Source organism: Chryseobacterium sp. FR054, assembly GCF_056844565.1.
In genome coordinates, this window is the sequence record NZ_JBXDSA010000002.1 from 287,895 (window position 1) to 308,632 (window position 20,738).

The 20,738-nt window shown below is 39.5% G+C and carries 19 protein-coding genes; 2 read left to right on the forward strand and 17 right to left on the reverse strand.

Translation table 11 applies throughout. The features are described from left to right. Window positions 1–29: 29 nt before the first annotated feature. From AC106S_RS08670 to AC106S_RS08680, 3 genes are all read right to left on the reverse strand, one after another. Window positions 30–977, reverse strand: coding sequence for a transketolase family protein (locus AC106S_RS08670; protein ID WP_482438678.1), 948 nt, complete (start codon window positions 975–977; stop codon window positions 30–32). Window positions 978–1,005: 28 nt separating this feature from the next. Continuing rightward, window positions 1,006–1,860 carry a transketolase gene (locus AC106S_RS08675; RefSeq protein ID WP_482439567.1) on the reverse strand — a complete coding sequence of 285 codons (855 nt, stop codon included), beginning with the start codon at window positions 1,858–1,860 and terminating at the stop codon, window positions 1,006–1,008. Window positions 1,861–1,966: 106 nt separating this feature from the next. Next, complete coding sequence (locus tag AC106S_RS08680; RefSeq protein WP_482438679.1) at window positions 1,967–2,485, reverse strand: hypothetical protein; 519 nt, start codon at window positions 2,483–2,485, stop codon at window positions 1,967–1,969. Window positions 2,486–2,867: 382 nt separating this feature from the next. Here AC106S_RS08680 and AC106S_RS08685 point away from each other — a divergent pair, with 382 nt between their 5' ends. Beyond that, window positions 2,868–5,102 (forward strand): reprolysin-like metallopeptidase, encoded by a 2,235-nt coding sequence (locus AC106S_RS08685; RefSeq protein WP_482438680.1) that lies wholly within the window; start codon window positions 2,868–2,870, stop codon window positions 5,100–5,102. Between the two features lie 242 nt (window positions 5,103–5,344). On the opposite strand, the gene AC106S_RS08690 is transcribed toward AC106S_RS08685, so the two are convergent. The 14 genes from AC106S_RS08690 to AC106S_RS08755 form a co-directional block, all read right to left on the reverse strand. Further along, window positions 5,345–6,904 (reverse strand): sodium:solute symporter, encoded by a 1,560-nt coding sequence (locus tag AC106S_RS08690; RefSeq protein WP_482438681.1) that lies wholly within the window; start codon window positions 6,902–6,904, stop codon window positions 5,345–5,347. Between the two features lie 140 nt (window positions 6,905–7,044). Then, on the reverse strand, window positions 7,045–7,332 hold the full coding sequence (locus AC106S_RS08695; protein ID WP_482438682.1) for a GNAT family N-acetyltransferase: 288 nt from the start codon (window positions 7,330–7,332) through the stop codon (window positions 7,045–7,047). Between the two features lies 1 nt (window position 7,333). Then, entirely contained in the window at window positions 7,334–7,729 is a 396-nt protein-coding gene (locus AC106S_RS08700; RefSeq protein WP_482438683.1) for an OsmC family protein, read from the reverse strand. Beyond that, a complete protein-coding gene (locus AC106S_RS08705; RefSeq protein ID WP_482438684.1) occupies window positions 7,729–7,947 on the reverse strand; it encodes a (4Fe-4S)-binding protein in 219 nt (72 codons plus the stop codon). Before AC106S_RS08705 ends, AC106S_RS08700 begins: the two co-directional genes overlap by 1 nt. A 1-nt stretch (window position 7,948) precedes the next feature. Next, window positions 7,949–8,527 (reverse strand): TMEM175 family protein, encoded by a 579-nt coding sequence (locus tag AC106S_RS08710; protein ID WP_482438685.1) that lies wholly within the window; start codon window positions 8,525–8,527, stop codon window positions 7,949–7,951. Beyond that, window positions 8,520–9,059 (reverse strand): NADPH-dependent FMN reductase, encoded by a 540-nt coding sequence (locus AC106S_RS08715; RefSeq protein ID WP_482438686.1) that lies wholly within the window; start codon window positions 9,057–9,059, stop codon window positions 8,520–8,522. Before AC106S_RS08715 ends, AC106S_RS08710 begins: the two co-directional genes overlap by 8 nt. A gap of 28 nt (window positions 9,060–9,087) precedes the next feature. Then, the gene (locus AC106S_RS08720; RefSeq protein WP_482438687.1) at window positions 9,088–9,987 is read right to left on the reverse strand and encodes a pirin family protein; all 900 of its coding nucleotides are present in this window, start codon (window positions 9,985–9,987) and stop codon (window positions 9,088–9,090) included. 49 nt (window positions 9,988–10,036) lie between these two features. Continuing rightward, window positions 10,037–10,348, reverse strand: a complete 312-nt coding sequence (locus AC106S_RS08725) for a GNAT family N-acetyltransferase (RefSeq protein ID WP_482438688.1) — start codon at window positions 10,346–10,348, stop codon at window positions 10,037–10,039. A gap of 187 nt (window positions 10,349–10,535) precedes the next feature. Next, the gene (locus tag AC106S_RS08730) at window positions 10,536–11,411 is read right to left on the reverse strand and encodes a pirin family protein (protein WP_482438689.1); all 876 of its coding nucleotides are present in this window, start codon (window positions 11,409–11,411) and stop codon (window positions 10,536–10,538) included. Between the two features lie 258 nt (window positions 11,412–11,669). Next, window positions 11,670–13,073 carry an MFS transporter gene (locus AC106S_RS08735; protein ID WP_482438690.1) on the reverse strand — a complete coding sequence of 468 codons (1,404 nt, stop codon included), beginning with the start codon at window positions 13,071–13,073 and terminating at the stop codon, window positions 11,670–11,672. 128 nt (window positions 13,074–13,201) lie between these two features. Then, window positions 13,202–14,014, reverse strand: a complete 813-nt coding sequence (locus AC106S_RS08740) for a hypothetical protein (protein ID WP_482438691.1) — start codon at window positions 14,012–14,014, stop codon at window positions 13,202–13,204. Between the two features lie 279 nt (window positions 14,015–14,293). Continuing rightward, window positions 14,294–15,964, reverse strand: coding sequence for an asparagine synthase B (gene asnB, locus AC106S_RS08745; protein WP_482438692.1), 1,671 nt, complete (start codon window positions 15,962–15,964; stop codon window positions 14,294–14,296). 323 nt (window positions 15,965–16,287) lie between these two features. Beyond that, the gene (locus AC106S_RS08750; protein WP_482438693.1) at window positions 16,288–17,955 is read right to left on the reverse strand and encodes a GLPGLI family protein; all 1,668 of its coding nucleotides are present in this window, start codon (window positions 17,953–17,955) and stop codon (window positions 16,288–16,290) included. A 499-nt stretch (window positions 17,956–18,454) separates the two neighbouring features. Continuing rightward, window positions 18,455–19,660: an RsmB/NOP family class I SAM-dependent RNA methyltransferase gene (locus tag AC106S_RS08755; protein ID WP_482439569.1), complete on the reverse strand. Its 1,206-nt coding sequence runs from the start codon at window positions 19,658–19,660 to the stop codon at window positions 18,455–18,457. 301 nt (window positions 19,661–19,961) lie between these two features. Between AC106S_RS08755 and AC106S_RS08760 the strand changes: the two genes are divergently transcribed. Then, window positions 19,962–20,306, forward strand: coding sequence for a zinc ribbon domain-containing protein YjdM (locus AC106S_RS08760; protein WP_482438694.1), 345 nt, complete (start codon window positions 19,962–19,964; stop codon window positions 20,304–20,306). Window positions 20,307–20,738: the final 432 nt, after the last annotated feature.

Here is a 20,738-nt window from a genome sequence, read left to right on the forward strand (position 1 = left end):
GGGTCGTTTATTTATAATGCTTTGAAATCTTAGTTCGCTAAAATTCTTTTTACCGCTTCTTTTACGGCAGCAGCATCAATCTTATATTTCTTCATCAGCTCGGCAGGCGTGGCAGATTCTCCGAAAGTATCGTTTACCGCTACAAATTCCTGTCTTGTAGGTCTTCTTCTGGCAAGCATTCCTGCAACAGATTCACCTAAACCACCAAGATAATTGTGCTCCTCGGCTGTTACGATTTTTCCTGTTTTTTCAACAGATTTTAAGATGATTTCTTCATCCAGAGGTTTGATCGTGTGGATATTGATCACCTCACATGAAATACCTTCTTTTTCAAGCTCGTCAGCCGCTACAAGAGATTCCCATACCAGGTGCCCTGTTGCAACAATCGTTACATCTGTTCCTTCCTGAAGCAAAATTCCTTTTCCGATTTCGAAAGGCATATCTTCCGGAATAAATACAGGAACTGTCGGTCTTCCGAATCTTAAATATACAGGACCTTCGTGTTCAGCAATAGCAATCGTAGCCGCTTTGGTCTGGTTATAGTCACATGGGTTGATGACGGTCATACCGGGAAGCATTTTCATCATCCCGATATCTTCCAGAACCTGGTGGGTAGCCCCGTCTTCCCCCAGAGTAAGACCGGCGTGAGATGCACAGATCTTTACATTTTTCCCTGAATAGGCAATAGACTGACGGATCTGGTCATACACCCTTGAAGTAGAGAAGTTGGCAAAAGTTCCTGTGAAAGGAATCTTTCCTGTAATGCTGAGACCTGCGGCAAGACCCATCATGTTTGCTTCAGCAATACCTACCTGGAAGAATCTCTCAGGAGCTTTTTCAATGAATTTCTCCATTTTCAAAGAACCGATAAGGTCTGCACAAAGGGCTACTACATTAGGATTTTTATCTGCAAGCTCAGCCAATCCGGCTCCGAATCCTGAACGTGTATCTTTTTTTTCTGTATATGTAAATTTCATTTTTATTTTTTTAATCGGGATTTAAGAATTAGTAATCTGCAGGAGCTTCTAAATACAGTTGTTTGAATGCTGTTTCCAATTGCTCATCATTAGGCGCTTTTCCGTGCCATGCATGAGTTCCCATCATGTAATCTACCCCGTAACCCATTTCTGTGTGAAGGATAATTGCCACAGGTTTTCCTTTTCCTGTTTCAGTTTTTGCTTTTTCAAGAATTGCGATAACGGCCTCAAGGTCGTTTCCGTTTTTCTCTTCAAGAACAATCCATCCGAAAGCTTCAAGCTTGGCGTGAAGGTTTCCGAGACTCAATACATCATCCGTATCCCCATCAATCTGACGTCCGTTGTAATCGATCGTAGAAATGATGTTATCTACTTTTTTAGCAGCAGCATACATCAGAGCTTCCCAGATCTGGCCCTCCTGAAGTTCACCGTCTCCGTGAAGAGAGTAAACAAAAGACTGATCTCCGTCTAATTTTTTCCCTTCAGCTACACCAAGAGCAACAGAAAGTCCCTGCCCAAGAGAACCGGAAGCGATTCTGATACCAGGAAGCCCTTCATGAGTAGTAGGGTGCCCCTGTAATCTTGAATCCAGCTTTCTGAATGTTCTCAGTTCATCAACCGGGAAGAAACCGAATCTTGCTAAAGTAGAATAGAAAACCGGAGAAATATGCCCGTTTGACAAATAAAAATGATCTTCATTTTTACCTTCCATCGTGAAAGGAAGCTTATAGTTCATTACCTTCCCGTAAAGTGCTGTGAAAAATTCCGTACAGCCTAAACTTCCGCCCGGGTGCCCTGAATTTACAGCATGAACCATTCTTAAAATGTCTCTTCTGATCTGCGTAGTAAGAGATTTTAGCTCTTCAATACTTTTACTCATTATATCTGATTTATTTGCACGCGAATTTACAATTTTTTAATGGCTTATGGAAATGTAAAAATCCGGACCTAAGATCCGGATTTTGAATTATTTGATTATTTCCCTGTTTTTAACAGCCTTCATTCACATAAACGGTGATTTCCGTAACAATGTTATTCATAAATTTAAATGTTAGCTGTGTTCCGGCATCATAATCTTCAATATTAAAGTATCCCGCATCTTTAATACGTTTGCCATTATCGTCCACTTCCGGACGGATACTAAAGGTGGGATAATTTCTGTATGTATTGATCAGCTCGTCTCTGGTACTTCCCACTCCCATTCCGCTTTTGGTTTTAAACTTTTTACTGGTGGTGGAAAGTCCCGTAATGGTAACGGCATTAGGTCTGGCTTCTCCGCCATAACCTTGAAAAACGTCAATATTAATTGATTCACCATTGTATTTAATAGTGTTTTTTACATCTCCTGTTGAAAGTTTTATGGAGGTGCCGGCTATCTTTTCTGCTTCACTTTTTTCCATAAAGATCTTGTACGGCCCGATTCTTAAAGTAGACACTTCAAAATTTTCCTGAGCATTCACAAAACCAAAAGTGATGATCAGTACAAGAAATGAGATCATTTTTTTCATAAGTTATAATTCCTGTTTTGATGTTTAATAATTCGCCTCCAAAGATACTCAAAATGGGCAAATTTACAGAACCACTTAATAATTTATTCTGATGGAGAAGGCGGTAAAATATAATTAAGAACAATTGTAGAATTGCTGAAACAAAACTTAAATTGAATTTTTCTTGTGTATATTTTGCGTGATAATTTGTTATTGGTGTGATTTTATTTGAAATTAATTGAAAATATGTTATTTTTGTTAATTAGTGTTAATTTTTATTTTTTTTTAAAGTTAAAATTATATAGATTTGATCAATTTAATAATTTTTGAGAATTAAAATTGTTAACTTTTAGTTGGGAATTTATTTTCCGTCTTCTTTATCCTTAACTTAAATGCCATCAATATGAAACTTAAACAACTACTTTACTTAGGGATATTCATTATATCCATTTCCCTGGGAAAAGCGCAGGATTATTTCACATCCATCAGTGAAAGATCCATTAAGGCAGACCCCAAAAGCAGGACGATACAACCCGAAAAGTTTCTTACATACAGACTGGATGTAGCCGGTATGAGAAATTACTTTAATTCTGTTCCTGAACTGGGTGATAATGATCTTAAAAATAAAGCCCCGGTTATTGTCTTACCTATGCCTGACGGTACCAAAGCAAAATTCAGAATCTGGAAGTCTTCAGTAATGGCTCCCGAATTGGCTCGGAAATTTCCACAGCTGATTACTTTAACAGGACAGGGAATCGATGATCAGTATGCAACCATAAAACTGGATATTACCGAGCTTGGTTTTCATGCCCAGATCAAATCGATAGCTACCGGCGATACTTATATCGACCCGTATGCAAAAAATGATGTTAATAACTATATCGTTTACAGAAAAGGCGATCTCATAGATAAAAATCCCAGAGTATGTGAAACCAGGGATGAAGATTTTCAGCCGGAAAAAAAAAGCGAACAAAAAACCGTAGCACCAAGCGTAGGAACTCAAATTAGAATTTTCCGTTTTGCCGTAGCATGTACAGGAGAATACGCTCAGGCTGCCACAGGATCAAGTTCTCCTACTCTTGCACAGACCCTTTCGGCTATTGTAACAACGGTAAACAGAGTAAATGGAGTATACGAACAGGAAGTGGCTGTAAGGCTGATACTGATTGCCAATGAAACCGACATTATCTTTACAGATCCAACCTTAGATCCTTTTGACGGAAACGATAATGCCAATACATTAATTTCGGAAAGCCAGGCTCAGATCAATAGCCTGATAGGAGCCGCCAATTATGATATTGGGCATACGTTCAGTACAGGCGGCGGCGGATTAGCCGGACTAGGGGTAATCTGTAATAATTCTTCCAAAGCAAGAGGGATCACAGGTTCACCAAGCCCTGTCGGAGATCCTTATGATATAGATTATGTAGCTCACGAAGTAGGACATCAGTTCGGAGGACCACATACTTTCAATGCAACAACATTAAACTGTGGCGGCGGAAACAGGAGTGCCGCGAATGCCGTGGAGCCGGGAAGCGGAATTACCATTATGGCATATGCCGGGATTTGCGGAACTACAAATAACCTGGCCAACAATAGTATCCCTGTTTTCCATACCCGTTCATTTGAATCGATCACCGCAAGAGTACAGGCAACATCTTGTCAGGTGACAACACCCGTTTCCAATACGGCACCTGTGGTCAATGCTGGGAATAACTACACCATTCCTAAAAGCACACCGTTTAAGCTGACAGGATCTGCAACAGATGCAGAAAATAATGCACTTACTTACTGCTGGGAGCAAAATGATGTAGGGCCGGCAGGAAACTGGAATGTTCCAACAGGAAATGCTCCTTTATTCAGATCATTTATGCCGGTGACAGTTCCTTACAGATATTTCCCGAAAATTACAGATGTTATCAATAATACAACAACCAAAGGAGAGGTTTTACCTTCTTATGGAAGAACAATGGAGTTCAGACTTACGGTGAGAGATAACAATGCAGGATGTGCAGGGGTGGCCAATGATGATGCATCCATCACCGTTGATGCCAATTCAGGGCCATTCACGGTTACAGCGCCTACAACAGCCGTAAGCTGGAACGGAAACTCTTCACAGACTATCACATGGAATGTAGCCAATACAACTGCTGCTCCTGTAAGCTGTGCCAATGTAAGTATTCTGCTTTCAACAGACGGAGGGCTTACCTATCCAACCACCATTGTAGCCTCTACCCCGAACGACGGTTCAGAAGTAATTACCATTCCTAATGTAAATACAACGCAGGCCAGAATTATGGTAGCCGGAGTAAATAATGTTTTCTTTAATATCAACCCTGTTAATTTTACAATCAGCCGTGTTCTGGCAGTTGATGAAGCAACAGATGACAAAGACGTATTCGTCGTATATCCTAACCCAAGTAAAGGACTGTTGAACATTAAGTTTACCCGTCAGAATGAAAAATATGATCTGATGGTATATGATGTAAGCGGAAGACTGGTATTCAGCCAGATGAACAATAAATTAAATGCTGATAAGGTGGGAACTTTCAACTTATCTCAGTTGGTAAAAGGAGATTATCTCATCAAAATCAAAACAAAAGATATGGATAAAACCGTAAAATGGATCAAAGAATAATCCGTTTCTAAAAAATTAACCTTATAAAAAGCTGTTTTCCAATCCGTGAAAACAGCTTTTTTATTTGTAATCAGAGGAACTAAAAATCCGGTCTTCAGTTTGATTATATCAGACTATGCAAAGTATTTCTGACCCTTCTGTTAGTTTGATAAGAAAAATATATCATAGCAGGAAAATAAAAGTAAAGGCATAAAAAAAGAGCAATACTGGTATTACTCTTTTTTTAGATTTTCATTTTCAGATTAAACAACCTTTAAATACTGTTTGTTTTTCACCAGCCATAGTCCGATGAAGGTCAGAAGCCCGTTAAGCACAATCAGTTCCACCCCTATGCGGTAATCCGTATAAGTGGTAACCGCTAAGTTGATCAGATAAGTGAGAATGGGAGCCAGAATCGTTACCGTCAGAATTGAATATTTTCTCGAAATCTGGAATTTGGTGAAAATACCGAAGGCAAAAAGTCCCAACAGCGGTCCGTAAGTGTAACCCGCGACTTCCATGATCAGATAAACAATAGATTTGTCATTTAAAGCTTTGAACACCATGATCAGCATGAAGAATACCACGGTAAATGTAAGGTGTACCTTCATACGGAGACGTTTTTTCTCTTTTTCAGTTTTGGTTTTATCCTCATTGAGGTTAAGAAGGTCAACACAATATGAACTTGTTACCGCCGTTAATGCTCCATCTGCTGAAGGAAATAAAGCAGAAATAAGCCCGATAATAAATATAATGGAAATGGCCATCGGGAAATATCCCTGAAGTGATAAAGCCGGGAAAAGATCATCTCCCATCATATTTTTGATATTGCCCGCAGAATCTTTAAATCCGAAAATATGGGTAATGGTTTCACCGTTGATCTGTCCGTATTCCGCACCGTTCTGTAAAGCAAAAAGATAAAGCAGCCCTCCCAGGAACAGAAAGGCGAGATTTACAAAAAGAAGCGTTCCTGCAAACGTCAGCATGTTCTTTTTGGAATTCTTAAGATTGTCTACCGAAATATTCTTCTGCATCATTTCCTGATCCAGTCCGGTCATGGCAATGGTAATAAAAATACCGCCCAGAATGGTTTTTAGGAAAAACGTTTTGGAGTTGGGATCAGAATTTACGAAATGCGTATAATTCTTCTGTTCCAGAATCGTATAGGCCTCACCAAAAGATAAATTCAGATTGGATAAGATATAAACGATACAGCCTATTAAGCTGATGATCATAAACGATGTCTGTAACGTATCCGTAATCACAATGGTTTTTACACCTCCCTCAAAAGTATATAAAAGCACCATCAGAAGAAGGACCAGAGCCGTTGCCCAGAAAGGAACTCCCAGACCTTCAAGCAGGAATATCTGTAAAACATTCACCACCAGGTATAATCGTGCAGTGGCTCCGATAGCCCTGGAAATAATAAAAAATATCGAACCGATTTTATGCGCTTCCACATTGAATCTTTTTCCCAGATAAGTATAAATGGAGGTCAGATTCATCTTGTAGTAGAGGGGAAGCAAGATGGCTGCAACAATAAAATACCCGATGAAAAACCCAATCACCATCATATAATATTCAAAACCGCCGTAAATATATTCCGAACCTGTCATCTTGCCCACGGTTCCCGGAACCGAAATAAAGGTCACCCCGCTTAAACTGGTTCCAATCATCCCGAATGCCACAAGCCACCATTTACTCTTTTTATTTCCGATAAAAAATGACTGGTTATCAGAGTTCCGGCTGGTAAAATAAGAAATCACCAGAAGACCGATGAAATAAATAAAAACAAATAGCAAAAGGATCGTTCCTGAATTCATGCTTTAATTAAATTTTAGCAAATATAGTTTTTTTCTGTTCTGCTGAAACTTTCATGATTCAAAAATCATCCGATCGTATAAAAATAAAAACCTTCCGGAACAACATCCGGAAGGTAGTATGATAAAATCGGAAATCTCAATTAATTCACTAAAACATCCTGAAGTTCTTCACTCTTCTGAAAACTTGCTTTTGCAAAAGGGCAGAGCGGAATAATCTTTTTCCCGTTCTTCCTGGCAAAATCTACCGCGGCCAGAAGCATTTCTTTACCTACTCCTTTCCCGTTGTAGGCTTCCTCCACTTCAGTGTGGTCTATAATAAATCTTTCTTCTCCTGCCCAGGTATACGTCATCATTCCTGCGCGTCTTCCATCTATGAAAGCTTCAAAACTTCCGTGTTTGTCGTCGTTGTTTTGTTTTACTTCGGTCATACTATGAGAATTTAGTTAATATTTCTATATCATTGTTTAATATTTTATGAACAGGGCAGGCATCCGCGATGGTATGAAGCCTTTTTATCTGCTCATCATCCAGATTTCCCTCAAAGCTGATGTCTCTTTTGAAAACAGCCCTTTTGGTGAGCGGAAAATTCTCAAGTTCTACCTCTACATGGATGTTCTCAACTTCCCATTCCTTTCTGTCAATATACATTTTTAAAGTGGCGGCCGTACAGCTTGCCAGTGAAGTAGCGAGGATTTCAAAAGGATTGAAGCCTTTGTTCTGTCCGCCTTTATCGATGGGTTCATCAGTAATGATCCGGTTTTCACCGGCTGTTACTTCAGTATAATATTTGGTTTTTCCTAAACTTGCTTTTACAGTTACCGCCATTATTCTTTTGTATTGAATTTATAACTTAATGCTCCCGAAGGGCACAGGTCAATCTGATTTTTAAGTTCTTCCGGAGTCGCGTTTTCCGCTTTTATCCAGGGTCTGTCCTTTGGATTATAGACTTTTGGAAGTGTTTTTACACAGACAGCCGAGTGGATGCATTTCTGAGGCTGCCAGATGACAGTAATACTGCCGTTGGGATATTCGTGTGTTTCCATATCAGTTTTCTTTTAATGATTTTTCGATTCTTCGGTCCGGAATCAGCCATATAAGAGCCACGATATAATAAAAACCTATGGCAATATAAGGATAAAAAAATGAAACTGCGATTCCCAGTACATAAAATACGATGGATATATATTCTTTCATTTTAGAATGAATCGCCGCTTTCAGCTGGGAATTTTCACCTTCACACCGGATGATCACATGTTCCAGAATCGTGTAGGCAATGGCACTCATAATAAGCCCTATACCGTACGTGGCGACGGGGTTTTTGGCAAAATGAGTGGTTCCTATCCATTCCGTGGCAATAGGCATCAGGGAAAGCCAGAACAATAAATGTAAATTGGCCCAGAGAATACTGCCGTCTACCTTTTTTACTGCCTGAAACAGGTGATGATGATTATTCCAGTAGATTCCTACATAGATGAAACTGAAGATGTAAGCCAGAAACCTGGGCATGATCGGCTTAAGACTGGCCCAGCTGCTTCCTTCCGGTACTTTCAGTTCAAGCACCATTATGGTAATAATGATGGCTAAAACACCATCGCTGAATGCCTCTAGTCTCCCTTTAGTCATCGGACTTTACCTGATTTTTAAAATTTTCTGTTTTCATTTTCAGGTCAGCAAGCATATCGGGATTGATCACTCCGCTTTCCAGATCAAAATTTTCATAAAATTTAGGAAGCGAGAAAGTATCCTTGATATCTGCTCCGAACTGGGGGAAGAAAGTCCTGGCTGTATTCATTACGTTTCCCCCGCCGTAACCTCCGGGAGAAGTGCTCATCAGAAGCATCGGTTTGTTCTGAAATACCTTTACATTGATCCTTGAAGCCCAGTCGAAAACATTTTTAAAAGCGGCACTGTACGATCTGTTGTGTTCAGCAAGTGAACAGATGATCACATCGCAGTCTTCGATTACCTTTAGAAACCGGTGTGCTTCATCGGGGAATCCTTTCTTTTCAAGATCCACGGAAAAAACCGGCATGCTGAAATCGTTGAGGTCAATTAAATTGATCTCTTCACCCTGAAAGTCTTTCAGAACAAATTTTACCAGTTCTCTGTTGATGGAAGTGGAAGATGTACTTCCTGCAAATGCTAATATTTTCATGGTTTTTATAATCAGTTCCGGACTGAATTTATTTTCTGTTTAAAATAGCTTTGGGAAGCGGGACATATTCTTCTTCATCTCCAGGAACCAGCGGAAAGGCATCGTGATTCTGATCGTTCCAGTTCACTTTCGCCTGATCAATCATTTCCTTGTCAGAGTTCACAAAATTCCAGAAGATAAAACGTTCCTCATCAAAAGGCTCTCCTCCGAAAAGATAGACTGTTCCGTTTTCGCTCATATCAAATTCACAAAGCTTTGTGTCTTTGGCGATCATCAGCTGTTTGGAGCCGTAAGAATTTCCGTCAGTGGTGACCGTTCCGTCCAGAACATACATGGCTGCTTCACCGTAAAGATCTTTACCGATGCTTATTTTCTTCGGTTCTTTGGTTTTGATCTCAATGAAAAATAATTTGCTGTGAACGGGAACAGAGGATTTTCTTCCAAAAGCTTCACCCGCAATCAGTTTGTACTGGATTCCGTCTTCTTCCCATACAGGAATTTCATCCGCTTCAATATGATGGAAAGTAGGCTCAGTCTGCTCAAGGTGTTTAGGAAGACCTACCCAGATCTGGAAACCGTGGAGTCTTTTGTCGCTGTGTCTTAAATATTCAGGCGTTCTTTCGGAATGTACAACACCTTTTCCGGCAGTCATCCAGTTAACGGCACCCGGTTTTATTTCAACAGCGCTGCCGATGCTGTCGCGGTGGAAAATGGATCCCTCCAGCAGATAGGTAAGAGTAGATAAGCCGATATGAGGATGAGGCGGAACATCCAGATTCTGGTAATCCTTCAGTTCGGAAGGTCCCATATGATCAATAAAAACGAAAGGGCCTACCGCTCTTTTTTCACGGAAGGGAAGCAGTCTTCCCACCAGGAAATTTCCTATATCTGCAGCTTTTTCTTCTATGATAAGTCCGATATTTGACATGATAAAGTTAAATGTTTTAGTTGTTGGTGAATACTTTGTTTAAATCTGACTAAAGCTTGTCGTATCCGTGAAATTTTTCATCCACAATACGTTTCCATTCAGGATGTTTCTGAATATAGGCAAAAACGTAGGGACAATACGGAAGAAGCTTTTTTTCATGTTCTTCAATATAGTTCAGGGTTTTCTCCACAACCGCTGCTGCGGCTCCGGTTCCGGCAAGTTCAGGCTCTGCTTCCGTATGCACCAATGCGATCTGGTGGCCCATTTCACGGTAATCGATAAATGCAAAATGTCCGTTCACTTCTATTTCAAATCTTTTGTCAGTTTTTACAAGCGGTATATTTTCAAATTCTGGTTTCATAATTTTTACAGTAAATAGAGTTATATAAAATTTGTATCTGAAGACTAAACCTAACAGGTTTCTGAAACCTGTTAGGTTTACAATTGATATGTTTACCCAAACATTAAATCTGGTTAAGTTTAAACAAGTTTATTATATAAAGTTAATAAAAAAGGAATAATCAAAGATTAAGATAAATTTAAATCTGTTAATCTTCCAGATAACCGAATTTTCCGGTATTGAAATCTTCAAAAGCCTGCATGATCTCTTCTCTGGAATTCATCACAAAAGGTCCGTGGGGATAGATCGGTTCATTGATCGGTTCACCGCTGATAATTAAAATAACGGAGTCTTCATTTGCTTCAATGGTGAAGATTTCTCCTTCATTTTTAAATAAAGCAAAGTGATCGGCAGCAACTTTTTCCTCACCGTTTATGATAATGCTTCCTTCAATAACCAGTGCGGCTGTATTAAAATGAGCCGGAAAACTGAATTCCGCTTTTCCGCCTGCGTTTAATTTGGCATTCATCATATTCACCGGGGTGAAAGTTTCAGCAGGACCGGTATGCCCGTTATAGTTTCCCGCAATAATTTCTACCAGTCCGTTACCGCCCAGATCTACACGTTCCATTGCTGAATTTTCTATGGCCTGGTATTTTGGATTACTCATTTTATCTTTGGCAGGAAGGTTTACCCAAAGCTGTACCATCTGAAAGATACCGCCTTTTTTAGACCATTCCGTTTCATGATATTCCTTATGCAGAACCCCTTTCGCAGCGGTCATCCACTGCACGTCACCTTCTCCGATAATTCCGCCGCCGCCGGCACTGTCATGATGTTCTACCTTTCCCTGATACGCTATGGTTACCGTTTCAAAGCCTCTGTGCGGATGAACACCCACTCCTCTTGGTCTTTCAGAACCGTTAAAATGAAACTTTGAATTGTAATCCAGCATAATGAAAGGGTCCATTCTTTTCATATCCAGTCTGCCTGCACCCGGAATAAAATTATGAACTCTAAAACCGTCGCCTACAAAATGCGCAGGTCTTGGAGATACTACGATTTCTACCTGTTTAGTTGTCATAATATTGTTGATTTATATAACAAAAATACGACAGACAAAATCCTGGCGCATTGATCTGTGATAAGTTCCGAAGCAAACAGATCAACATAAAAGAAATGTGTGGCTGCCGGATTTCATAAAAATAAAGTGCTGTCCGTAAACGGTAAGGTTTATTTTGGATCAACGCAAGGTTTAAATCATCATGCTGCTTTCATAACTTATCTCTTTCTGCTCTATATCAATAAAGAAACTCTTATTCCGGAAATAACTATATGTTTATTACTCTTCTTTCGATTTCATATTTTTTCCATCCGAAATATGCAGTCTCCTGAAAACGAATCCCGATAGGATAGTCAATATGCCTACGGTAAGAAAAGTATACCGGAAAGCATTGTGTGTTTCGCCTTTAATTAAATCTGAATTTTCAAAAAGTTTTAAAACAATCAGTCCGAATGCGATTCCGAAGCCGATAGCCAGCTGCTGATTGACGGAAATGAGTGAATTCCCGCTGCTGGTCTGAAAATTCCTGAGATCTGCAATAGAAATGGTATTCATGGAAGTAAACTGGATAGAGTTGAAGAATCCCAATACCGCAATAATCGGAACAAACCAATATAACGAAGTATGAATATCCGGAATGGCAAGAAGGCAGATCAGGGTTCCGATGATAAAGGTATTTACCATTAAAGTCTGGCGGTAGCCGTAGCGGTCCAGGATTTTAATAACGGAAGATTTACCGAATATTGCCGTTAAAGCCATAGGAGCAATAATCCATCCGGAAGTGACTGCCGACTGTTTGTAGGCGATCTGAATCATAAGCGGCAGCAGCAGTGGAACAGAGCTGATCCCCAAACGGGTGGCCAGGTTTCCTACAATACCTACCCTGAAAGTTCTTACCTGAAATAAATTTAAAGGGAAAATAGGATTTCCTTCTCTTTTAGCATGTTTATAATAATAGTAGAGAAATAAAAATCCGAGAATAAAAACTAAAAGTACCGGGCTGATGTTCTGCATATCCCCGAAAAGTTCTAAAGAAATGGAGAGCAGGAGAGAGGCAGCTGCAAAAATTAAAAAGCCCTTAAGATCAAAATCCACATCATCGGATTTATAGTCAGGCATAAATTTTAAACCTAAAATAATTCCTAAAACTCCGATCGGAATATTGATCAGAAAGATCCAGTGCCACGAAAGGTAATCTACCATATAACCTCCTACCAACGGCCCGAGTACAGGCCCGATCAGTGCAGGAATAATAGCGAAGTTCATCGCTTTAAGCAGTTCATTTTTATCAAATGTTTTGATTAGTGCCAGTTTACCCACCGGGGTCATCAGACTTCCGCCAACTCCCTGAATAACTCTGGAAATAACCAGATGGGTGAGGTTTTGGGAAAGTGAACAGAATAAAGATCCGAGACTGAACAGGACCAGTGAAAAAATAAATATCTTTTTGGTTCCGAACCGGTCTGCCAGAAATCCGCTGGCCGGCATAAAGACCGCTAATGTCAGAACGTAGCTGATGATAGCGTTCTGCATATTCAGCGGAGATTCGTTGAGGTCTTTGGCGATGGAAGGTAAGGAGGTATTCAGGATGGTGGAATCCAGCATCTGCATGAAGATGGCAGTGGCCAGGATCAGTGGAAGGATTTTCTTTATAGCTGTTTGTTGCGGGCTTGATTCTGTCATGGTGTACAGGTCGGAACGCTCAAAAACGTCCGGACTTATTTATTTTGTATATAGGTGATCTGATCTTTAGATAAAGAATTCCCTATAAAATTAAAAAAGTCCCGTGAATTTTCACAGGACTTTTTCATTTATTTTCTTGGCTTTTCTACTCCTTTCCATTCATCACCGGCTTTTCTGTACTGGCTTAAGATGTAAGTTTTGAAATCTTTGGTTTTGTACTCAATATTATCGGTGTTCTGTTCAAAAGGCATGATGTAATAATAATCAACATCCGTTTTGTCGGATTTGTTTCCTTTTTTTACCGTAGGAACATATTTAGAGAACTTATAGCTTGGAAGGTACTGTCTCAATCTGGTGTAGAACGCTTTATCTTCCTTTTCATCCGGAATAATGTCTACGATATTGAAATCATCTTTCTTCTTATCGATCCAGAGATAATAGGTTTTTTCTTCACCTAAATTTCTGTTCAGGGAGTTGAAGGCAAAAAGTTCTTTAGGAACCAGTTCCTTGATCTTTTCAGGATCTACTTTAGTGTAATACTGTCCTTTAGACGGATCTACATACGTTTCAAGGTTGTACATCAGTACGGAATTGTTGGTGAAGTTCTTGTTTTTGAAGTATTGGTTCAAAGACAGTTCAGCGGTGGCTCTGAGCTCTTTTGCTCTGTCATCCAGTTTTTTGGTAGGATTCTGAGGATTTACTTTTTTCACAAACTCGTATAAAACAGCAGGCTTTACGTCTTTCAGGTGAGGATACGTTTTGAGCTGCTCTGCTTTTACCAGCCAGTAAAATTGCTGATAATAATCGTCTTTATCAGAATCTTTTACGCTTTTATAAGCCAAAGCAAGCTTTTTTGAGTTCAGGTATTTGCCGTATTTTCCCTGTCCAAAAGCAAAACTGATGGATAATAAGGCAAATAAAACAGTAAGATTTCTTCTCATTTTTTTATAATTGATATTTTCGTTTTCCAAATATAATTATTTATTAGATATTATTTTTGATTGTCAGTTAAATTCTGTCGATATTGTTATTGTTAATTCAAAAGAAAATCCTGTATTGCTACAGGATTGATAATTATTGCTTTGAAGATTAGGCCGGTACAAGTAAGAAATGTGTTGTACGGTGAATGTCAATAATGAATTTTTCGTTTTGCAAAGTCAATAGTGAATAATAATACTCATCAATTCATGAACGCAGCGGATTGACTATTCATCATTCACTTATTCATAAGACGTTTCATGCACCTTAACCGCCCTTCCGCTCGGATCATTCATTTTTTTGAAAGCTTCATCCCATTCCAGAGCGACAGGAGTGGAGCAGGCTACCGAAGGAACGGACGGAACTGTGGCTGCAGCCGTTTCACTTGGAAAATGTTCTTCAAAAATAGTTCTGTAACGGTATTCTTCCTTATTCTGAGGAGTGTTGAGCGGAAATCTGAATCTGGCATTGGCCATCATTTCATCAGTAACTTCTTTTTCAGCAACTTCTTTCAGGGTATCGATCCAGGAATAACCAACCCCGTCTGAGAACTGTTCCTTCTGTCTCCATACAATAGAATCCGGGAGAAGATCTTCAAAAGCTTTTCTCAATACCCATTTCTCAATTTTTCCTTCGGAAACACTGATCATCTTATCCTGTGGATTAACGGTCATCGCAATATCCATAAATTCTTTGTCAAGGAAAGGTACTCTTCCTTCAATTCCCCAGCTCATCAGGGCTTTATTGGCTCTTAAACAGTCATAAAGATGAAGCTTGCCCAGTTTTCTTACGGTTTCATCATGGAATTCCTTCGCGTTCGGGGCCTTGTGGAAATACAGATATCCTCCGAACAGTTCATCGGAGCCTTCACCGGAAAGAACCATTTTGATTCCCATAGATTTAATCACTCTTGCCAGAAGGTACATCGGGGTAGAGGCTCTGATGGTTGTTACATCGTAGGTTTCCAGATGATAGATGACATCGCGTATGGCATCCAGCCCTTCCTGAACAGTAAAGTTCACTTCATGGTGTACGGAGCCGATATGTTCCGCTGCCTTTTTTGCAGCGGCCAGGTCGGGAGAGCCTACCAGTCCCACGGCAAAACTGTGAAGTCTTGGGTACCATGCTTCCTGGGTATCTCCGCTTTCAATTCTCTGTCTCGCAAACTTGGCCGTCACCGCTGAAATAACAGACGAATCCAGTCCTCCGGAAAGAAGCACTCCATAAGGAACGTCGCTCATCAGCTGTCTGTGTACCGCATCTTCCAGGCCTTTTCTGAGTACATCAATATCTGTTTTGTTATCTTTTACATGATCAAAACTTTCCCAGTCTCTTGTGTACCACTTTTGAAGTTCAGAACCGTCCGGGCTGTAAACCAGATGTCCGGGAAGAAAAGTTTCAATGGTTTTACAGATGCCTTCAAGGGCTTTTAATTCGGAAGCTACGTAATAGTTTCCGTTTTTATCCCATCCCTGGTAGAGAGGGCAGATTCCCATATGGTCGCGGGCAATGAGGTATATTCCGTTTTCCATATCATAAAGAGAGAAGGCAAAGATTCCATTCAGTTTTTCAAGGAAGTCTTTTCCGTCTTTTCTGTATAAGGCAAGGATTACTTCACAGTCAGACTGGGTCTGGAATTCAAAATCAGGAAACTCTTCCTTTAATTCCCTGTGGTTGTAGATCTCTCCGTTTACCGCTAAAACTACTTTTCCGTCTTTACTGAATAAAGGCTGTTTTCCGGAAGCCGGATCTACAATGGCAAGTCTCTCATGAGAAAAGATCACATGGTCATCCTGAAACACGCCGCTCCAGTCCGGACCTCTGTGACGGATTTTTTTTGACATTTCCAGTACCTGAGGTCTTAATATTCCTGTTTTTTGTTTGGCATCAAACAAACATACAATTCCGCACATTTTTTATCATTTTTATTTGAAACAAAAGTAAAGGTGATGTTTAAAAATAACAATAAAAAATAAATAAAAGTTAATATTTTTAATCAATTAATTTATTTTAACGAAAAATATTAACTATAAAGATTGATTATGGTGTATCTGATTAATATTTTTCGTTTCTGTGAACTTTGCTGTATACTCTATACAAAATAAAAATGAAATAATTATTAATATATGGTAATTTATTATATGAATTTTAGCCCTTACTTTGTGGCTCGAAATAATTTTTTTTCATCATTTGTGTTTTTACCTTCTTGCAATTCTCTTTGCAAGAAGGTTTTGTTTTATTGGGACCCCAGTAAAACCCCTGAAACATTCCAGGAACTGAAGCTTGTTCCTTCCGCAGGACCTTGCGGAATTTTTACCTGTAACGTGTGTTTACCGGCTTTCAGATCACCGAGAGGAATAAAATTGGGATTGGTAACCGTTCCCGGGCACCAGTTGGATCTGCTGAGGTCTGATGAAGACAGACCATCCGGAAAATTACCGGAAGCAGGATTATAAAGGCGGTAAGATCCGCAGTCTGTTCTCCACGGTATAAAAGAAAAGGTCATTTTTCCGTCCAGCCAGATAGCATTGGGTTTGGGAACAAATTCATCGCCGTTTTCCCAGCCTCCGTGCCCGGTTGTTGTAAAGCGGAGCTGGGCATTTTTCAGGTCCTTCTTTAAAGTGAACTCCACAAAAAGACCCTTGTCCTTATCAAACATTGTGGAATAATCCTGTCCGGCCATTTCCATAATGTTCAGTGTGTTGAAAAGCGGAATGACCGTATTATTTTTATGAACAGTCTGATCGCTTTTATGAATCGTAATTTCAAGGCTTACCTTGTGGCCGCCTTTATCGTAATTGCCTATAAAAGCACCTATCCACAGTTCTTTTTCGGAAAGAGAGGGTTTCAGTTCTGTAATATCCTGCCGGAAAGGGCTGACGGTCTGCCAGTCTTTTCCTTTAAGCTGGATATGATTGAATTTATGGATGCCGAAAGCGGTAAAGAAACGCATCATTTCTACGGCAGGAGTATAGTTTTCGTCAGCTGTCACTCCATAATACTGTTTTCCGTTTCCATTCTCATAAACAGGAAGTGTTTTGGCTCCTTTTTCCAGTCCGTCAAAAAAAGAAACGGCTTTATCCTGCGGAATAAAGAATACGGTTCCGGTTCTGTCATAGGCATCACCGTTAGATTGCTGCTTCAGTTCTACAAAGATATTTTCCCCTTCTCTGATGACAGGAAACTTTACTTTTTTAAGAATAATTGTTCCGTTTGCAAATTTTTTTACATCTTCATTTGATCTGGATTCATCTGAAAAATTGATCGTTTCGTTTTCGAAAACTTTCAGTGTGGTGAAACGGCTTTTCCATAGAAGATCTTTATAGCCTGAAAGGTCGGTAGTCTGTACAGACCCTTTGATAATTTGGTCAATATCCGTTTTCCTGATTTTTTTAATGGAAGTAGCAGTGATCAGTGAATTTTTGTTTCTTTCCACTTCCAGTACCAATCCTAAATTCTGCCCGAGAACAGACGGCCCGCCATTGATCTTTAAATCGTTGGTGTACCAGACCTCGATGGTATTGGAATTGATCTTGGTAACCGCTTTTTTACAGGTGTAACCTAATATTTTTTTAGTTTCTGTCGTCATTTCAAAAGTCTGCTTTTTTACAGATTCCGCATCTGAGGAAGAAATGGTTTCCCCCGGTTTCAGAAATGCATAAGAGACAACGGTATTGGAAGGCTTTTCCACTTTGGTGATCTCAAAAGGGTAGCTGCTCTTTTGCTCCCGGATGGCCTGGTTCAGGATGAAATTTTCTTTTTCATTGGTCCATACAAGGGTAAGGGGTTGGTCAGACACTACTTTGCCGTTATAGGAGCTGGTGTACTGAATTTCATAGGTCTGCGCGGAGATCAGGCAGAACAGGAATACCATAAAAAAGCTTAATGCAGTCTTTTTAAACATAATTTTAGAGATAGGTTTTTCTCAAAGATAAGGTTAATATCTATAAGAGGTTTCAAAAGAATGAGTAGGTAATAAATGTATAAATGTTACGTTCAGGATAAAACGAATCCCATGAAATACATCTTTTAATTTGTATTGCTGCTGCTTGTGAATTTTTGTCTGGTTCATATACCGAAGGTGAAAGTGAAGAAGTTTGGCAATGTAAAAACCTATTATTCGTCATACTTTAATTTTGGCCGGCCAATAAGCAGTGAAGAGTTGAAAATTCAGATTTTAGGACAGCTTTCTCAGGATTTAGCAGAAAAATTAAATTACAGAGATACCATTATGGTTGAATATCACGTTCGCTTACCGGAGGAAAGAAAATTGTTTATTCTGGAAAATGAAAGCTGGTAAGGTTATTGTGTCTAATGACAGAATAAGTTTTTATGTCTGCAATATATACAAAAAAACTACCCTGAAAATAGAGTAGTTGATATATTGTATTGATAAATCCGGTTTAGGAAATCCTTTCAATGAGTGCCATATAGAATCCGTCGTATCCTGTGCTCGGCATCACCTTTTCATCTTTGATCATCCTGAATCCAGGGTTGTTTTTAAGGAATTCCTCTACCTGAAGATTGTTCTCTGAAGGTAAAATAGAACAGGTTGCATACACCATTTTTCCACCTTTTTTCAGCATTTTGGAATAATCCTGAAGGATCTGCTGCTGTTCTTTTTTAATTCTGTCGATGAAATCCTGGTCGATTTTCCATTTGCTGTCCGGGTTTCTTTTTAAAACTCCCAGTCCTGAACATGGAGCATCAATCAGAAGGCGGTCTGCTTTTTCATGAAGACGTTTGATCACTTTATTGTCAGAAATCATACGGGTTTCGATATTGTGTGCACCGGCTCTTTTGGCACGGCGTTTCAATTCGGCAAGCTTCCATTCAAAGATATCCAGAGCGATGATCTGTCCTTTATTTCCCATCAATGCAGCCAGGTGAAGGGTTTTTCCGCCGGCTCCTGCACATGCGTCTACCACCCTCTGTCCTTCTTTTACATCAAGGAAGTACCCTATTTTCTGAGAAGAAGCATCCTGAACTTCAAACAATCCTTCTTTGAAAGCCGTGGTAAGAAATACATTTTTCTTTTCTTCCAGCTGTACGGCATCCGGATAGTTTTTGATAGGGTAGGAAACTACGTTCTCATCGGCAAGATCAGAAATAAGTTCTTTGGTAGATGTTTTTAAGGTATTGGTTCTTAAAACAGTCGGAGCCTGCTCGTTCAGGGCGTGCATTTCTTTTTCCCATCCGGAACCCAGTTCTTTTTCCAGGGTTTCGGCCAGCCATTCAGGGATAGAATGTTCAATAGCTTTGGTAGGAACCGTGTTCTTTTTAAGCTTGGTAAGGATATCTGCGATTTTTATTCCGTCAAACTCTTCAAATTTCTTATAATTGGTTTTGCTCCAAAGCAGATAAGCAAGGATAAGTTTATAGATGTTGCCGGGTTTTACCCCTTCTCCCATATAATATTCAAGACGTCTTTTCCAACGGATGATATTATAGAAGATTTCAGAAACAACGGCTCTGTCCTGGCTTCCCCATTTTTTATTAGCTTTTAAAAGTCTTTCGATTACTTTATCGGCATATTTATTTTTCTCGAAAAATGTTTCCTGTAAAGCATCGTGAATTCCGATCGCCAGGTTTCTGTGAATAAGTTCCATAATTGGGTCTGCTGTTTTGAATCTGCAAAAGTACGAATTATAGTTGAGAGTTGGAAAGTTTGGATGCCGGAGAGGGATAAGGGGTGAATAGTGAATCGTCAATTCGCTTCGCCTGTCAGCTTTTGAAATCAACAGCTTTTCCTCATGCCCCTGTGAAACAAACTCCCTTTTTATTTTTCCAACCTCCATGTCTCTCATCTATCCGTCTATTATCTCTCTGTCTATTATCTCTCTGTCTATGTCTCTTCTCCCTCTTGACTTTAACCCCCAAAAAGCTCTACCTTTGCAAAAAATTAAAAATATGAGTGATACTGTACTTTGTCCGAAATGCAGCTCTGAATTTACCTATCCGAGCGATAATATGATGGTATGTTCCCAGTGTTTCTACGAATGGAATCCTGAAGAAACTGCCGTGGAGACTGCCAGTGAAGGTAAAATCCTGGATTCAAACGGAAATGAGCTGATGGATGGTGATTCTGTGGTGGTGATCAAAGATCTTCCGGTAAAAGGAGCTCCAAAACCGGTAAAAGCGGGAACAAAAGTTAAAAATATACGTCTCCGCCCGGGAAGCGATCATAATATTGACTGTAAAATTGATGGTTTTGGTGCAATGGCTCTGAAATCGGAATTTGTGAAGAAGGCGTAATGCAGCTGGCTTTTAACGACAGGTAATTGAATTTCAATAAAAAATAAAAGAAATTATCAAAATATTTTCTGCCACTGATGCACTAATCATTATGATTAGTGCATCAGTGGCAGAAAAATTTAATCACAAAGCCAAAACAAAGAATAAATAATAATTGAGTGTTATTTTAAGATAAACAAAGGCGTAAACTTAGCAAGGCAATACTAAGCTTAATTAAGGGAAAGGTTTTTGTTTATCTTAATTTTTTTAGTCTCGCGGATCATGCAGATTGAGCAGATTTTGTTGCAGAAAATAAGCATCCTTGTTTAAGAGTTCAGGTATGAATAAAACGAATGTGTGTAACGTCCGCTTCATCGAATCAACGGAGTTGATTCTTATCTTTGCTTTCTGAAATCGGCAGTACCCCTCATCAGCTTTGCGTTAATTTTTTTT

What these genes read in the sequence shown, in the direction of transcription:
- AC106S_RS08670 (WP_482438678.1), bottom strand. Translation starts at nt 977, where the DNA reads ATGAAATTTACATATACAGAAAAAAAAGATACACGTTCAGGATTCGGA.
- AC106S_RS08680 (WP_482438679.1), bottom strand. Translation starts at nt 2,485, where the DNA reads ATGAAAAAAATGATCTCATTTCTTGTACTGATCATCACTTTTGGTTTT.
- AC106S_RS08685 (WP_482438680.1), top strand. Translation starts at nt 2,868, where the DNA reads ATGAAACTTAAACAACTACTTTACTTAGGGATATTCATTATATCCATT.
- AC106S_RS08690 (WP_482438681.1), bottom strand. Translation starts at nt 6,904, where the DNA reads ATGAATTCAGGAACGATCCTTTTGCTATTTGTTTTTATTTATTTCATC.
- AC106S_RS08695 (WP_482438682.1), bottom strand. Translation starts at nt 7,332, where the DNA reads ATGACCGAAGTAAAACAAAACAACGACGACAAACACGGAAGTTTTGAA.
- AC106S_RS08700 (WP_482438683.1), bottom strand. Translation starts at nt 7,729, where the DNA reads ATGGCGGTAACTGTAAAAGCAAGTTTAGGAAAAACCAAATATTATACT.
- AC106S_RS08705 (WP_482438684.1), bottom strand. Translation starts at nt 7,947, where the DNA reads ATGGAAACACACGAATATCCCAACGGCAGTATTACTGTCATCTGGCAG.
- AC106S_RS08710 (WP_482438685.1), bottom strand. Translation starts at nt 8,527, where the DNA reads ATGACTAAAGGGAGACTAGAGGCATTCAGCGATGGTGTTTTAGCCATC.
- AC106S_RS08715 (WP_482438686.1), bottom strand. Translation starts at nt 9,059, where the DNA reads ATGAAAATATTAGCATTTGCAGGAAGTACATCTTCCACTTCCATCAAC.
- AC106S_RS08720 (WP_482438687.1), bottom strand. Translation starts at nt 9,987, where the DNA reads ATGTCAAATATCGGACTTATCATAGAAGAAAAAGCTGCAGATATAGGA.
- AC106S_RS08725 (WP_482438688.1), bottom strand. Translation starts at nt 10,348, where the DNA reads ATGAAACCAGAATTTGAAAATATACCGCTTGTAAAAACTGACAAAAGA.
- AC106S_RS08730 (WP_482438689.1), bottom strand. Translation starts at nt 11,411, where the DNA reads ATGACAACTAAACAGGTAGAAATCGTAGTATCTCCAAGACCTGCGCAT.
- AC106S_RS08735 (WP_482438690.1), bottom strand. Translation starts at nt 13,073, where the DNA reads ATGACAGAATCAAGCCCGCAACAAACAGCTATAAAGAAAATCCTTCCA.
- AC106S_RS08740 (WP_482438691.1), bottom strand. Translation starts at nt 14,014, where the DNA reads ATGAGAAGAAATCTTACTGTTTTATTTGCCTTATTATCCATCAGTTTT.
- asnB (WP_482438692.1), bottom strand. Translation starts at nt 15,964, where the DNA reads ATGTGCGGAATTGTATGTTTGTTTGATGCCAAACAAAAAACAGGAATA.
- AC106S_RS08750 (WP_482438693.1), bottom strand. Translation starts at nt 17,955, where the DNA reads ATGTTTAAAAAGACTGCATTAAGCTTTTTTATGGTATTCCTGTTCTGC.
- AC106S_RS08755 (WP_482439569.1), bottom strand. Translation starts at nt 19,660, where the DNA reads ATGGAACTTATTCACAGAAACCTGGCGATCGGAATTCACGATGCTTTA.
- AC106S_RS08760 (WP_482438694.1), top strand. Translation starts at nt 19,962, where the DNA reads ATGAGTGATACTGTACTTTGTCCGAAATGCAGCTCTGAATTTACCTAT.